Origin of the sequence: Brevundimonas sp. UBA5936 (assembly GCA_002430835.1) — a bacterium.
In the GTDB taxonomy this organism is placed as follows: domain Bacteria; phylum Pseudomonadota; class Alphaproteobacteria; order Caulobacterales; family Caulobacteraceae; genus Brevundimonas.
The window spans coordinates 22,128-34,975 of record DJDA01000022.1 but is presented as its reverse complement, the minus strand read 5'-3'; the positions used below and the strand labels follow the sequence as shown (position 1 = coordinate 34,975).

General features: G+C 66.5%; 13 protein-coding genes. 6 read left to right on the top strand and 7 right to left on the bottom strand.

Annotated elements, in window-relative coordinates:
• Positions 1 to 91 precede the first annotated feature (91 nt).
• Genes B2Y21_RS02015 through B2Y21_RS01990 form a run of 6 tightly spaced genes read left to right on the top strand, consistent with a single transcriptional unit; the run spans position 92 to position 6,968 of the window.
• Positions 92 to 469 carry a c-type cytochrome gene (locus B2Y21_RS02015; protein ID WP_292056463.1) on the top strand — a complete coding sequence of 126 codons (378 nt, stop codon included), beginning with the start codon at positions 92 to 94 and terminating at the stop codon, positions 467 to 469.
• Complete coding sequence (coxB, locus tag B2Y21_RS02010; RefSeq protein ID WP_292056460.1) at positions 459 to 1,409, top strand: cytochrome c oxidase subunit II; 951 nt, start codon at positions 459 to 461, stop codon at positions 1,407 to 1,409. The genes B2Y21_RS02015 and coxB overlap by 11 nt, the downstream gene beginning before the upstream one ends.
• On the top strand, positions 1,406 to 3,952 hold the full coding sequence (locus B2Y21_RS02005; protein ID WP_292056458.1) for a cbb3-type cytochrome c oxidase subunit I: 2,547 nt from the start codon (positions 1,406 to 1,408) through the stop codon (positions 3,950 to 3,952). Before coxB ends, B2Y21_RS02005 begins: the two co-directional genes overlap by 4 nt.
• Positions 3,949 to 4,245: a hypothetical protein gene (locus B2Y21_RS02000; protein WP_292056457.1), complete on the top strand. Its 297-nt coding sequence runs from the start codon at positions 3,949 to 3,951 to the stop codon at positions 4,243 to 4,245. Before B2Y21_RS02005 ends, B2Y21_RS02000 begins: the two co-directional genes overlap by 4 nt.
• Before the next feature lie 54 nt (positions 4,246 to 4,299).
• Positions 4,300 to 5,541 (top strand): putative DNA modification/repair radical SAM protein, encoded by a 1,242-nt coding sequence (locus B2Y21_RS01995; RefSeq protein ID WP_292056455.1) that lies wholly within the window; start codon positions 4,300 to 4,302, stop codon positions 5,539 to 5,541.
• Positions 5,541 to 6,968, top strand: a complete 1,428-nt coding sequence (locus B2Y21_RS01990; RefSeq protein WP_292056452.1) for a UdgX family uracil-DNA binding protein — start codon at positions 5,541 to 5,543, stop codon at positions 6,966 to 6,968. The genes B2Y21_RS01995 and B2Y21_RS01990 overlap by 1 nt, the downstream gene beginning before the upstream one ends.
• Positions 6,969 to 7,219: 251 nt before the next feature.
• Here B2Y21_RS01990 and B2Y21_RS01985 read toward each other — a convergent pair whose 3' ends face one another.
• The 7 genes from B2Y21_RS01985 to B2Y21_RS01955 form a co-directional block, all read right to left on the bottom strand.
• Positions 7,220 to 8,089: a SphA family protein gene (locus B2Y21_RS01985; protein WP_292056450.1), complete on the bottom strand. Its 870-nt coding sequence runs from the start codon at positions 8,087 to 8,089 to the stop codon at positions 7,220 to 7,222.
• Between the two features lie 144 nt (positions 8,090 to 8,233).
• The gene (locus B2Y21_RS01980) at positions 8,234 to 9,292 is read right to left on the bottom strand and encodes an NADH:ubiquinone reductase (Na(+)-transporting) subunit F (RefSeq protein WP_292056448.1); all 1,059 of its coding nucleotides are present in this window, start codon (positions 9,290 to 9,292) and stop codon (positions 8,234 to 8,236) included.
• Positions 9,293 to 9,302: 10 nt separating this feature from the next.
• A complete protein-coding gene (locus tag B2Y21_RS01975; RefSeq protein WP_292056445.1) occupies positions 9,303 to 9,650 on the bottom strand; it encodes a phenol hydroxylase subunit P4 in 348 nt (115 codons plus the stop codon).
• Between the two features lie 13 nt (positions 9,651 to 9,663).
• On the bottom strand, positions 9,664 to 11,190 hold the full coding sequence (locus B2Y21_RS01970) for an aromatic/alkene/methane monooxygenase hydroxylase/oxygenase subunit alpha (protein WP_289647617.1): 1,527 nt from the start codon (positions 11,188 to 11,190) through the stop codon (positions 9,664 to 9,666).
• Between the two features lie 2 nt (positions 11,191 to 11,192).
• The gene (locus tag B2Y21_RS01965) at positions 11,193 to 11,462 is read right to left on the bottom strand and encodes an MmoB/DmpM family protein (RefSeq protein WP_200165483.1); all 270 of its coding nucleotides are present in this window, start codon (positions 11,460 to 11,462) and stop codon (positions 11,193 to 11,195) included.
• A complete protein-coding gene (locus B2Y21_RS01960) occupies positions 11,459 to 12,475 on the bottom strand; it encodes a phenol hydroxylase (protein WP_292056438.1) in 1,017 nt (338 codons plus the stop codon). The genes B2Y21_RS01965 and B2Y21_RS01960 overlap by 4 nt, the downstream gene beginning before the upstream one ends.
• Positions 12,472 to 12,765 (bottom strand): phenol hydroxylase subunit, encoded by a 294-nt coding sequence (locus B2Y21_RS01955; RefSeq protein ID WP_292056434.1) that lies wholly within the window; start codon positions 12,763 to 12,765, stop codon positions 12,472 to 12,474. The genes B2Y21_RS01960 and B2Y21_RS01955 overlap by 4 nt, the downstream gene beginning before the upstream one ends.
• Positions 12,766 to 12,848 lie beyond the last annotated feature (83 nt).

Sequence of the window (12,848 nt, the reverse complement as noted above, 5' to 3'; positions counted from 1 at the left end):
CGGCGGGCCCGCAACGGCTCGGAACCCCGGGCCGCGCGGCTGATGGGGTCTGGCGAAGCGGAAAGGGGCCGTATGCCGTCAGGTCGCGACGATGGGGAAGATAGGCGCTGCAGTTTCGGTCGCCGGCCTGCTGGGCCTAGCCGCCTGCGCGGACAAGGCCGGAGCGCCGCGCGACCTGGCGGGCGCCGACGCGGTCGAGGGGCTGCGCCTGATCCGGACCCAGGGCTGCGGCGCCTGCCACGTCATTCCCGGCGTGGCCTGGCCCGAGGGGCGGACCGGCGGATCGCTGGCGGGCGTGGCGGCGCGGCCGATGATCGCCGGGAGGCTGCCGAACCAGCCCGCGGTCATGGCCGCCTTCGTCCGCGACGCGCCGTCGTTGCTGTCCGACACCGGCATGCCGCCCATGCCCCTGAGCGAAGCCGAAGCCCGCGACATAGCGGCCTATCTCTATACGCTCGATGACGACTGAGACGCCGGACATGCTGGGCGGCTGGCCGCCGCCGGTTCTGGACCCGGCCGGACCGTTCGCCGGGCCGGTGACGGTGGTCGCCTGGGTGCTGTTCGTCATGGGCGCGGTCGTGCTGGCCGTTGTCCTGATCGCCCTGGGCGTCGCCTTGTTCGGGCCGAGGACGTGGAAACGTCGCGTTGGCGGCGAGCGTCTGGTCTGGATCGGCGGCCTGGCCTTTCCGGTGGTCGTGCTGACGGGCCTGCTGATCTACGGCCTCAACGTCACCGCGCGCGTGTCGGATGCGCCGCGTGACGGCGAGATGCGCGTGCGCGTCACCGGCGAGATGTGGTGGTGGCGCGTGGCCTATCTGGACGACCAGGGCCGCGAAACGGTCCAGGACGCCAATGAGGTTCACATCCCCGTCGGCCGTCCGGTGGTGATCGAGCTGGAGAGCGCCGACGTCATCCATAGCCTGTGGGTGCCGCGCCTGGGGGGCAAGACGGACATGATCCCGGGCCGCCGCAACTTCATGCGCCTGCAGGCTGACAAGCCGGGCGTCTATGCGGGACAGTGCGCCGAATATTGCGGCGGACCTCACGCCCTGATGGGCTTCGTCGTCGTCGCCCATGCCGAGGCCGACTTCGAGGCCTGGCGGGCCAGGCAGGCCGCGCCCGCCGCGCCATCCGCCCTGCCCGGCGCGGGAGTGTTCAGCGTCTCGGGCTGCGGCGCCTGCCATACCATACGCGGAACGGAGGCCAACGGCCTGGCCGGGCCGGACCTGACCCATGTCGGCGCACGCCAGACGCTGGGCGCGGGCATCCTGCCCAACAATCAGGGCACGATGGCGGGGTGGATCGCCGACAGCCAAGGGATCAAGCCGGGCAACCGCATGCCGTCCTATCCAGTGCTGACCGGGCGCGAGCTGCGGGATCTGGCCGCCTATCTGGACAGTCTGAAATGACGTCGGAAACCGGCTTCGACGTCCGCAAATACGATCGCTTTCCCACCGAGGAGCCGCGTCCGGACGGCGAGCTGGAGCAACTGGAAGCCGCCTGGTGCGGTCCGCGCCGTCCCGGCGAGTGGATCACGGCGATCAACAACAATATCATCGGCGTCTATTACGTCGGCGCGGCCATGCTGTTCTTCGTGTTGGCAGGCGTGCTGGCGCTGTTGATGCGCACCCAGCTGGCCCTGCCGATGACCGGCTTCCTGCCGCAGGAGACCTACAACCAGATCTTCACCATGCACGGCACGGTGATGATGTTCCTGTTCGCCGTGCCGGCGGTCGAGGCGCTGGGCGTGCTGCTGCTGCCGCAGATGCTGGGAGCGCGCGACCTGCCGTTTCCGCGCCTGGGGGCCTACGCCTTCTGGGCCTATCTGATCGGCGGCCTGGCCTTCTTCTGCTCCCTGTTCTTCGGCCTGGCGCCGGACGGGGGATGGTTCATGTACCCGCCGCTGACGGGCATGACCTATTCGCCGGGGATCAACGCCGACTTCTGGCTGCTGGGCATCGGTTTTATCGAGATCTCGGCCATCGCCGGAGCGATCGAGATCATCGTCGGGGTGCTGAAGACGCGCGCGCCCGGCATGACGCTGGACAAGCTGCCGGTCTTCGCCTGGGCCATGCTGATCTTCGCCTGCATGATCATCATCGCCTTTCCATCGGTGATCCTGGCGACCTTGCTGCTGGAGCTGGAACGGGCGCTGGGCTGGCCCTTCTTCGATCCGCTGAAGGGCGGCGATCCCATGCTGTGGCAGCACCTGTTCTGGTTCTTCGGCCACCCGGAGGTCTACATCATCTTCCTGCCGGCGGCGGGCGCCATGTCGACCATCATACCCGCCATGGCGCGGACCAAGCTGGTCGGGCATCCCCTGGTGGTCATGGCCATGCTGGCGACCGGCTTCATCAGCTTTGGCGTGTGGGCGCACCACATGTTCACCACCGGCATGCCGCAGATCAGCATCAACTACTTCAGCGCCGCCTCCATGGCGGTCAGCGTCCCTGCGGGCGTGCAGGTCTTCGCCTGGATCGCCACCATAGCGGCCGGAAAGATGCGCTTCACCACGCCCGGCCTGTTCGCCGTGGGCGGCCTGGTCATCTTCGTCATGGGCGGGCTGACCGGGGTGATGGTCGCCATGGTGCCCTTCGACTGGCAGGCCCACGACAGCTATTTCATCGTCGCCCACCTGCACTATGTCCTGATCGGCGGCATGGTCTTTCCGATGTTCGCGGCCATCTACTATTGGCTGCCGATGTCCAGCGTCCGGCCGCTGAGCGAACGCATGGGCAGATGGATCTTCTGGCTGATGTTCGTTGGGCACAACATCGCTTTCATGCCGATGCATCTGACGGGGCTGATGGGGATGCCGCGTCGGGTCTACACCTATCTGCCGGGGCGGGGCTGGGATCTACCCAACTTCATCTCCACCGTCGGGGCCTTCCTGTTCGGCCTGGCGGTCCTGCTGTGGGTCGTCGACATGATCCGCAACTTCCGCCCCTTCGGCCCGCGCGAGGCGGGCAACATCCACGACGGCCCAGGACTGGAGTGGCTGCCCAGCGGCTATTATTCTGTGCGCTCCGTCCCCGTGGTGAAGAGCCTCTATCCGCTGTGGGAACAGAAGAGCTTGGCGAAGGAGGTGGAGGAGGGGCGCTGGTTCCTGCCCGGCGCGGCGGGAGGCGAGCGCCAGACCCTGGTCACCAGCCCTCTGAACGCTGAGCCGCAGTATGTCTTGCGCCTCCCGCGTCCGTCACCCTGGCACGTGTTCGGCGCCCTCTTCACGGCAGGCTTCTTCCTGATCCTGACCGTCCAGGCCTATGTCGCCGCCGTGGTCAGTGGCGTGCTGGCGATCTACTGCATCATGCGCTGGTGCTGGTTCCTGGATGCGCCGCACAGCCGCAAGACGACCGACATCGGAGCGGGCGTCCGCATGCCCAACTATGTCTCGGGTCCGTCCAGCCACGGCTGGTGGGCCATGGTGATCGTGCTGATCGTCGGCGGCATGGTCTGCCTGCTGGCGGGCTTCTCCTATGTCTTTTTGTGGAGCCGGCGGCCGGATCTGTGGCAGGCGCCGCCGGAAACGGCGTCGATGATGCTGCACCTCGGCGTTCTGGCCCTGGGGGGGCTTTGCGCCGCAGCGGCGCCGCACGTTTTGCGCCGGACCGGGAAGGGAGCGGAGACGCTCGCTACGGTTCTTCTAGACATCAGCGCCATCGGCGCCGCGACGGCGATAGGGCTTGAGCTCCAAGCCTGGTGGACCGCTGGGCTCAAGCCTGACGCCACCAGCCAGGGCGCCGCTGTCTTCGCCCTGCTCGGCTGGTCGGCGACGTTCGCCGGGATCGGGATGTTAATGGGACTCTACATCCTGCTGCGACGGGCGTTCAGGCGGCTGTCGGCCGAGCGGCCGTCGACGGTAGACCTGATCGGCCTCTTCATGACCTATACGGCGGCGCAGGCGGTGATCGTGGTGCTGCTGATCCGACTGTTTCCGAGCTCCGGCGCATGAGGCGCTGGCTGGCGATGACGGCAGGGCTGCTGATCTGGGCCGCGCATTTTCTGGGGCTTTACCTGTTGGCCAGCGCCGCAGACGTGTGGTCCTCGACCGAGGCGGCCGCTGGTCGCTGGATCGGATTGGGTTTCAGCCTTCTGTGTCTGACGCTGATCGCCGTCGCGGCCTTCGCTATGGCGCGGCGTCCGGCGCCGGATGAGCCGGGCCGATGGGAGCGGCGAGTCGCCTTAACAGGCGCTCTGGTCGCCGCCGTCGGCGTGACCTGGCAGACCGCACCGCTGGCGTTCTGAGAAATCGCTCCAGCCAAGCTGGATCATCCCACGGCCGGAACGTATCATGAACAAATGGCGCAGATTGATTTGAGACGAAAGCTGGCGGTGCTGGCGGATGCGGCGAAATATGACGCTTCATGCGCCTCATCGGGTTCGGCTAAACGAGATTCCTTGGGCGGTCGCGGGATCGGCTCGACCGAGGGCATGGGCATCTGTCACGCCTATACGCCGGACGGCCGGTGCGTCAGCTTGCTGAAAATCCTGCTGACCAACTTCTGCATCTACGACTGCGCCTATTGCATCAACCGGGTGTCATCGAACGTCGAGCGGGCGCGTTTCACGGTGCAGGAGGTCGTGGACCTGACCCTGGCCTTCTACAAGCGCAACTATATCGAGGGCTTGTTCCTGTCGTCGGGGGTGATCCGCAACGGCGACTACACCATGGAGCAGCTGGTCGAGGTCGCGCGGCGATTGCGCGAAGACCACCACTTTCGCGGTTACATCCATCTGAAGCTGATCCCGGAGGCGGACGCGCGGCTGGTCGAGCAGGCGGGCCTCTATGCCGATCGCTTGTCCGCCAACATCGAACTGCCTCGCGACGAGGCCTTGGGCCGACTGGCTCCCGAAAAGGACGCGCGGACAATCCGCAAGGCCATGGGGCAGGTACGGCTGAAGCTGGAAGCGGCCCGGCCCGAAAAGAAGGACCGCAAACGCCCGCCCGCCTTCGCCCCCGCGGGACAGTCGACCCAGTTGATCGTCGGCGCCGACGGGGCGCCGGACACGGAGATCATGGCGCGCAGCGCCGCCCTGTATGGCGGTTACGGCCTGCGCCGGGTCTATTATTCCGCCTTCAGCCCCATTCCCGACGGCTCCAGCCTGTTGCCGCCCACCAAGCCGCCGCTGATGCGCGAACACCGGCTTTATCAGGCCGATTGGCTGATGCGATTCTACGGCTTCACCGCGCCCGAGATCGGGGAGGGGACGGATGATGGAATGCTGGATCTGGCCGTCGATCCCAAACTGGCCTGGGCCCTGCGGCGGCGGGAGGCCTTTCCCGTCGATGTGAACCGTGCAGCGCGTGAAACGCTGCTGAGGGTGCCAGGGCTGGGCGTGAAGGCGGTTGACCGCATCCTGTCCGTGCGGCGGCATCGGACCTTGCGGTTGGAGGACGTGGGGCGGTTGACGCGCTCTATCGAGGCGGTGCGGCCGTGGATCACGGCGCTGGATTGGACGCCCGGCGGCCTGACCGATGCGGCGGACCTGCGTGCGCGCCTGGCCCCTCGTCGCAAGGCCGAGCAGTTGAGCCTGTTCTGATGCGGAGTTTTGTCCTGGCTGATCCGCTTGACTTCGACGGCTGGCGCGAGGCGGCGCGGCGTTTGCGGTTGGCGGGCGTTGAGCCGGCACAGGTGCGGTTCGTCGTGGGCCATTCGCGCGGCGACCTGTTCGACGAGGCGGCGGCTCTTCCCGAAGTCGAGGGCGCATTCAACGCCCCGCGCGCCTTCATGGAGATGGCGGCGCAGTTGATTCAGCATCGATCCGAGGATCGCTTTGATCTGATGTATCGCCTGCTGTGGCGCTTGAAGGGTCAGCCTGACCTGCTGGCCGTCCTGTCTGATCGGGACATGGCCGAGGCGGCTGATCGGGTGAAGGCTGTGCGCCGCGCCGCCCACAAGATGAAGGCCTTCGTTCGCTTCCGACAGGCCGAGGATGAGGCAGGCGAACACTGGGTCGCTTGGTTCGAGCCGGCGCATCGCGTGCTGCAGGCGACGGCTCCTTTCTTTGTCCGTCGATTCAGCGCCATGCGATGGACGATCCTGACGCCGGACGGCTCAGCTCATTGGAACGGCGAGGCGTTGGCCTGCCGCCCCGCCGCCGAGCAGGCGCAGGCTCCGACCGAGGACGCCATGGAGGATCTCTGGCGCACCTACTACGCCTCGACCTTCAATCCGGCGCGGCTGCGGCCTCAGGCGATGCAGTCGGAAATGCCCAAGCGCTATTGGAAGAACCTGCCTGAGGCGGCGCTGATCCCGGAACTGATGGCCGCCGCGTCGGTTCGCACCGAAGCCATGGTGACCCGCCCCACGTCTCGACCCAACGACAGGTTCCAGCGCGTCCGCGCGCCTGTGGTCGATCGCGCGGCGACTGACGATCTGGCTCCCGAAAGCCTGGATGAATTGGCGCGCGGCGTTCAGGGGTGCCGCCGCTGTCCGCTATGGCGTGACGCCACCCAGGGCGTTTGCGGCGAGGGGCCGAAGCGCGCTGCTCTGATGGTTGTGGGCGAGCAGCCGGGGGATCAGGAGGATCTGGTCGGGCGACCGTTCGTCGGACCTGCGGGCCGTCTTCTGGGCGCGGCGTTTGAAGAGGTGGGACTGAACCGACGCGATCTCTACCTCACCAATGCGGTGAAGCACTTCAAGCACGAGCCGCGCGGCAAGCGTCGCTTGCACAAGACGCCCAATGCAGCCGAGGTCCAGGCCTGCCGCTGGTGGCTGGATCACGAGCGGCGTCTGGTGAAGCCCCGGCTGATCCTGGCGCTGGGCGCGACGGCGGGTCTGGCGGTGCTTGGCCGGAAGCCTGCCGTGCAGACCGAGCGCGGTCGGGTCATGACGACGGCAGACGGCGCGCGTGTGCTTCTTACGGTGCATCCCGCCTATCTGCTGCGCCTGCCTGATCCGGCTAGGAGGGATAGCGAACGCGCCAGATTTCTGGCGGACCTCGCGGCCGCATCAGCCGAGTTTTAGAGTCTGTCGGCGAAATCTCAGGCGAGGAAGTTAAGTGTGAGGTATCGCCCAAATCCAGCTCCCGCACCCAAGCTTACATAGCCCCGACGGCCAACGCCCCGGGGGGCTTTCTGCTGTCTGGGCCTACGCCGTGCACATCAGGCTCCCGAAGCGGGCCGGCTCCAATGCTCCGCCTCAAATGAAACGCCTGCGGCGCCCCTGGAGCCGTAATGCCGAAATCGGATGCCCGGGGCGCCGCCAAAAGACGTCGATCAGAAGCGGAAGGCCGCCTTCACCCAGAGCTTGTCGCCCTGGGGGCGGTTCTCGGCGTGGAACTCGTGCTGCCACTGGGCGGTGATCGGCACGTTCCCCACGACGTAACGGACCAGGGGGCCGAGGGCGAAGGCCTCGCCGCGCACGCCGTCGGGACCGACGCGGACGCCGGCGATCTTGTCGTCGGTGGTCTGGCGGTAATAGTAGCCGGTCAGGCCCAACGTCAGCTTGCCCGTAGTGTAGGCCACCGCCGCGTCGGTGTGCAGGCTTTGGCCCGATTTGTAGTCGGTGTCGTCGTTGGTGGTGTTGAAGTCGTACATCACCTTGGCCGAGGCCTCCCAGCCGCCGCCGGGCTGGGCGTAGGTGGCGGCGAAGACCGGTTCGAACGTCCAGTAGTTGCGGCCGATGTTGGCCAGGTCGCCCGCCTTGTAGTCGCCGGTGGGAATGAAGGTGTCGACGGTGGCCACCAGGTTCCAGTCGCCCTTCTTCCAGCCCAGCACCAGCGGGCTGACGATGATGTCGCCCAGGCCGAAATTGCTCTGGCTCTGACCGCCTGCCTTGACGTCCAGATTGACGACCGGGATCAGGGCGTGGGCGGCGACCGTGGCGCCCAGAAAGGTCTTGTCGCTGACGTGGACCACCCGGGCGATGTTGGCGAAGGCGTTGAGCGAGAAGTCGGGGACCAGGTTGTCGCCGTCGCCGTCGTTCAGGCGGTCGGCGGTGTAATAGTTGGTGTAGGTCAGCAGATAGGTTCCGGGCGGCGGCAGTTGCGCCACGCCCAGGGATTCGGCGCCGTCGGCATAGGCCGTGCCGCGCGTTTCGCCTGCATGGGCCGCGTCTGTGATGCCGATGGCCAAGCTGGCGGCCATCAAGGCTGTCGTTATTTTCGGTGTTTTCATTGTCGTTTCCCTCCCTTGGTTTTTGGGCGCAGGCCGCCGTCCGGCGCGGGTGCGCCGGTCGAACCCGCCCGGTTTTGGATTGCGCCGCGCCCCCTCAGACGCGGCGTTTCGGCGTCAGATCTTGCGGAACAGGGGCGAGCGCGCCGTCGCCTCGGCGTCGCCGGCCGTCAGGAACCGCTCCATGAAGATGTCCCGCTCGAACAGGCGGCCCTTCATCAGGGCGATGACGCCCGCCTCGATCATCGGCGGCGGCCCGCACAGATAGGCCTGACAGCCGCTGAACCGTCCTTCGAACAGCCGTTCGGCCGCTTCGTGGACATAGCCGGTCTCGCCGTCCCAGACGTCGTCGGCCTCGGGCTGGGAGACGGTGGGGACATAGCGGAAGTTGTCGTGCTCGCTCTCCAGCCGACGGAACAGGTCGCCGAAATGCAGGTCGCACGGGCGCCGTCCGCCGTGCAGCAGGGTGATCGGCTCTGAATAGCCCTGTTCCAGCAGGTCCAGGATCATGCCCTTGGGACTGGACAGGCCCGATCCGCCCGCCAGAAAGATCAGCGGCTTCTCGGCCGAGCGGCGGACGTAGAAGCGCCCCATCGGCCCGGTGAACTCCAGCCGGTCGCCCGTCTTCAGTTCGTCGTGCAGCCAGGCGGTGCCGGCGCCGCCGGGCACGCGGCGAACGTGCAGTTCGATCAGGTTCGGCTCGGCCGGGCTGCTGGCGATGGAGAAGGCGCGGGCGCCCTCTATGCCCGGCAGGCGCAGGTTGACGTACTGCCCCGCCTGAAAGTCCAGACCGGCGCCGTCCAGACGCAGCCACAGGGCCATGATGTCCGGGGTGATCATCTCGCGATGTTCGACCTGGCCGACATAGTCGTCGACGGTGATGCGGCGGGCGTCTTCGTCCTCATCGACGTCGGCCTCGATAACCGTGTCGGCCAGCAGCATGGCGCTGCAGGCCAGGGTCTTGCCGTCGTCGCGCTCGAAATCCATCAGAGCGAAGGGGGAGGCGCCGCCGTGATCGACTTCGCCTTCCAGCACCTCGACCTTGCAGGTGCCGCACAGGCCGTGGCCGCAGGCGTGGGGCAGCCAGACGCCGGCCCGAAGGCAGGCGTCCAGCAAGGTCTGACCGGGCGCGACCTCGATGGTCTCGCCGATCGGTTCGATGGTCAGGGTCGGCATCGGCGTATCCTCAGGCCGTGGCGGACGGGCCGGTCCAGAAGCGGATCAGCGACTTGTGGCCGACGCCTTGATCGGCCAGCGACAGGGCCGGATCGGGCGTCCAGTCGGCGCCGTCCAGCATCCAGCGGGCCTTGGACAGGTCGACCTCGGCCCATTCCGGATCCACCGCATAGAGAGACGGCAGGATCTCGCCGGTCAGGGCGGCGAAGGGCGTCTGCGGCGGCAGGGGCAGGGTGATCGCCGAGCAGAAGTTCAGATGCTCCTCCCAGTGGACATAGACCAGCTGGGCGCCGTGGAAGTTCTCGACGCGGTCGCGGACGGGGCCGGTGTAACCGGGGTGCAGGCTTGCGGTGGCCATGGGGCTGTCGTCCTTATTCCGCTGCGACCGGGACGACGGGGCGGCGCCCCTCCATCCAGCGGTTCCACTGCTCTTCTTCGGGGGACCCGGCGTAGTCCATGTTATCGGCCCCCTGATTGATGTGATACCAGTCCAGCACCTCGGGCAGGGTCGCCCCGCCGCAGGCGCCCTGGAAGATCTGGTGCACCGGCAGCCAGGCCTGGGCGTACTTCTCCGGCTCGTGGTCGAAGATGTCCTTGCAGCCGTCCGAACAGGTGTGGAACTTGTCGCCGCCATGCTCCGAGACGCGGAAGCTGATGGTGTTCGGATCGCCGACCTCGGTGAAGGCCATGGGGATCTGGCAGACCTGACACAGCTGGGGCAGGCCGTCGTTGTAGAAGCGTTTGCCTTCCTCGGCCTGTTCGCGCCACTTGCGATAGCGCGGCTCATAGTGCTGGGCGAAGGTGTCGGGATACTTCTCGCGCAGCCAGGCCATGTGGGCCTCGTCGATGTCCCAGGTGTGCATGGCGGCGGCGTGGGTGTAGTTGTAGAAGATGCCCCACGCCTGGTGCGTCATGTGGCCCTTTTCGGCCTTGGCGACGTCGGCGTATTTCGGCTCGCGGATGCCGTAGCGGGCCAGGTCGGCGAACAGGGCGCCGCCCGCCTGCTCATAATAGGTCTCCCACGCCTCGCCCCAGGACATGACCTTCTTGGGCAGCATATAGTCCATCATCATGCCGACCAGGGACAGCAGGCGGTATCCGCGCCAGAACCACTTGTCGATCCAGCCCTGGACGATCGGCACATTGGCCTCGTCCTGCTCCAGCAGGAAGCGGACGGCTTCGAGGCCCAGCGTCATGTGGCGGCTCTCGTCAGACTGGGCCGAGAAGCCGAACGTCACCGTCGCCATGTCGCCGTTATAGGCCGCGCCCGACATGAAGGGCACGAACAGCAGATTGGTCAGGACGTATTCGAAGGCGAAGCTGATCGAGGTCAGGAACTCGAACGGCCCGGCGCTGGTCGCATCGTCGAAGAAGGACTTGGGCACCGAAAGATACCACAGGCGGTCATGCATGTGGGCGAAGTCATGGATGCCGTCGAAATACTTGTTGTAGTGGCTGATGGTGTGGATCTGCGTCTGGCAGTGACGCAGTTCGTCGATCGACTGCATCTGCGCCGCCACGCGCAGGCCCGCGCCCGGCAGATGTCGCGCCAGGTGGGCGAAGTGACGGTGCGCCTGGTACTCCAGCGGCGTCACGCCCTGGATGAACAGCTTGACCGCGTTCAGATAGCGGGCGTCGGTGATGCCCAGCTGGCCGTTGTTCTGGGCCATGGAGTCGATGACGGCGTAGAGCTTGCGCTCCTTCTCCGCCTGGAACTTCCAATAGGCGTCCATGGTCAGCTTGAAGGGGTCTTCCCAGGCGTCCCAGTCGTGGATCTTGATCCCTTCATATTTGGCGAAGGGGAAGATGTCGTCGGCGCTCTGATAGGTCGGTTTCCAGTCCAGACCTCGCGTATAGGCGCCGTATTTCTGCTTCAGGCTCATTTTGCGCGGGGTCATGCCTATCTCCAGAAGATGATCAGAGAGCCGTCGTCCTCGTCCACCGAACCGGACAGGGAGATGACGCTGAGGTGAATTTCCTGAGGATCCCAGTCGCGGCCCAGGCGTTCGGAAACGCTTTCGGCGCGGATCTCCAGCCGACCGGGGCAGTCGATCTTGGTCATGGCCGGCAAGGGGGTGCTCTGGGCCTCGGGGTTGTCGGCCAGGATGGCTTCGACGATGGCGAAGCCATCCTGAGTGTTTTGAATGCTGATCGAAACGGGCTTGATCATGCCGCCATCTCCTGGGCTTCCAGGGCGTTCAGGCCGACCATCCGCTCGCGCAGACGCGCACCGACTGCGTCCACAGCGGCGTCGCCTTCAGCGCCCAGCACCATGGCGGCGATCGGGCGGACGGCCTCTTCGGCGCGGGCGGACCAGCGCTCGAACCACTCGCCCAGGACGATGCGGTTGGCGTCCGATTCAGCAGCCGCCGCCTTGACCACGGCGTCGGTCCAGCGGCTGTTGTCGGCGTACCAGTCGCCGAGGAAGCCGGTCATCATCGACAAGGGCGCGCCGTTGTGCGCGGCGCCGGCGCGGTCGAAGGCGCCGGTGACCAGCGGATAGATATAGCCGTCCAGCACGATCAGTTGGGCGACATACAGCTCGAACCAGTCGTGGACGACCATCTGGTCCTCGGCCAGGCGGCGCATCGGCTGCCAGACATCGGCCTCCAGCCATTGGGTCTTGGCTTCGGCCAGGGCGCTTTCGGTTCCCTGACCCAGCAGCAGGCCGATGCGCGAAATGACCTGGGCGATGCCCAGCCGATCGGCGCCGCAGAAGGCCGCCGCCGAGGTGATCTGCGTGCCGAAGCCCCAGTCGGCCATCAGCTGGCAGTTCATGTTCGCCGCCCACTCGACATGGCGCAGCGGCAGCAGATAGGCGGCGAACAGGTCGCGCCAGGCCGGATCGACGCCGGCGACCAGGTCGCGCTTCTCGACGAAGTTCACGGCGTCGTCGAACGACTGCTGCATGGCCGCGCGGCTGATGTTGTAGGAGGCGTAGTAGAACTGGCGCGGGTCGCGGAAGACGTACCAGTCCTTCATCACGATGCGCGTGCGACGTGGGTCGTACAGCTCGAATTCGGGCGAATAGGTCGGCCGATAGTGGAAGTTGACCATCGGCTGCACGTCATAGGTCGCCTCGTCATAGCGAGAGGCGGGCTTGTCGACGCCGAACCGTCGCGCGATGTGCGAGAAGGTGTGACGCCGCGGCGTGATCGCCTCGGCCTTGAGGTCGATGTTCATTGTGACGCTCCAACAGACACGGGGGCGACGGCGGGGCCGTCCTTGACGAGGCGCAGCACGGCGTGGCTGGCGGCGGGATCGGCGGCGGTCACCAGGCAGCCGTTCTCAAGGCAGAATTCCTTGAAGGCGGCGATCGGCAGAACCAGTTCGACGCTCAGGTCCGGGTCGCCGTAGATGAAGTCGAACTCCACGATGCCGCTGTCCGTCATATGGCGGACAACGGTCTGGAGCTTGGGTCGGCTGCCCGGAACCGGGCAGGGTCGCGTGATCGGGCTGGGCGCCGCTGTCATGTTCGTTTCCTGGGTTGGGCCGCTTTTCGCGGCTCGTTGCTTGTCCCTGAAACGAAGACTGTCGGAGGGTCTGATAATGGGCC

What these genes read in the sequence shown, in the direction of transcription:
- B2Y21_RS02015 (WP_292056463.1), top strand. Translation starts at nt 92, where the DNA reads ATGGGGAAGATAGGCGCTGCAGTTTCGGTCGCCGGCCTGCTGGGCCTA.
- coxB (WP_292056460.1), top strand. Translation starts at nt 459, where the DNA reads ATGACGACTGAGACGCCGGACATGCTGGGCGGCTGGCCGCCGCCGGTT.
- B2Y21_RS02005 (WP_292056458.1), top strand. Translation starts at nt 1,406, where the DNA reads ATGACGTCGGAAACCGGCTTCGACGTCCGCAAATACGATCGCTTTCCC.
- B2Y21_RS02000 (WP_292056457.1), top strand. Translation starts at nt 3,949, where the DNA reads ATGAGGCGCTGGCTGGCGATGACGGCAGGGCTGCTGATCTGGGCCGCG.
- B2Y21_RS01995 (WP_292056455.1), top strand. Translation starts at nt 4,300, where the DNA reads ATGGCGCAGATTGATTTGAGACGAAAGCTGGCGGTGCTGGCGGATGCG.
- B2Y21_RS01990 (WP_292056452.1), top strand. Translation starts at nt 5,541, where the DNA reads ATGCGGAGTTTTGTCCTGGCTGATCCGCTTGACTTCGACGGCTGGCGC.
- B2Y21_RS01985 (WP_292056450.1), bottom strand. Translation starts at nt 8,089, where the DNA reads ATGGCCGCCAGCTTGGCCATCGGCATCACAGACGCGGCCCATGCAGGC.
- B2Y21_RS01980 (WP_292056448.1), bottom strand. Translation starts at nt 9,292, where the DNA reads ATGCCGACCCTGACCATCGAACCGATCGGCGAGACCATCGAGGTCGCG.
- B2Y21_RS01975 (WP_292056445.1), bottom strand. Translation starts at nt 9,650, where the DNA reads ATGGCCACCGCAAGCCTGCACCCCGGTTACACCGGCCCCGTCCGCGAC.
- B2Y21_RS01970 (WP_289647617.1), bottom strand. Translation starts at nt 11,190, where the DNA reads ATGACCCCGCGCAAAATGAGCCTGAAGCAGAAATACGGCGCCTATACG.
- B2Y21_RS01965 (WP_200165483.1), bottom strand. Translation starts at nt 11,462, where the DNA reads ATGATCAAGCCCGTTTCGATCAGCATTCAAAACACTCAGGATGGCTTC.
- B2Y21_RS01960 (WP_292056438.1), bottom strand. Translation starts at nt 12,475, where the DNA reads ATGAACATCGACCTCAAGGCCGAGGCGATCACGCCGCGGCGTCACACC.
- B2Y21_RS01955 (WP_292056434.1), bottom strand. Translation starts at nt 12,765, where the DNA reads ATGACAGCGGCGCCCAGCCCGATCACGCGACCCTGCCCGGTTCCGGGC.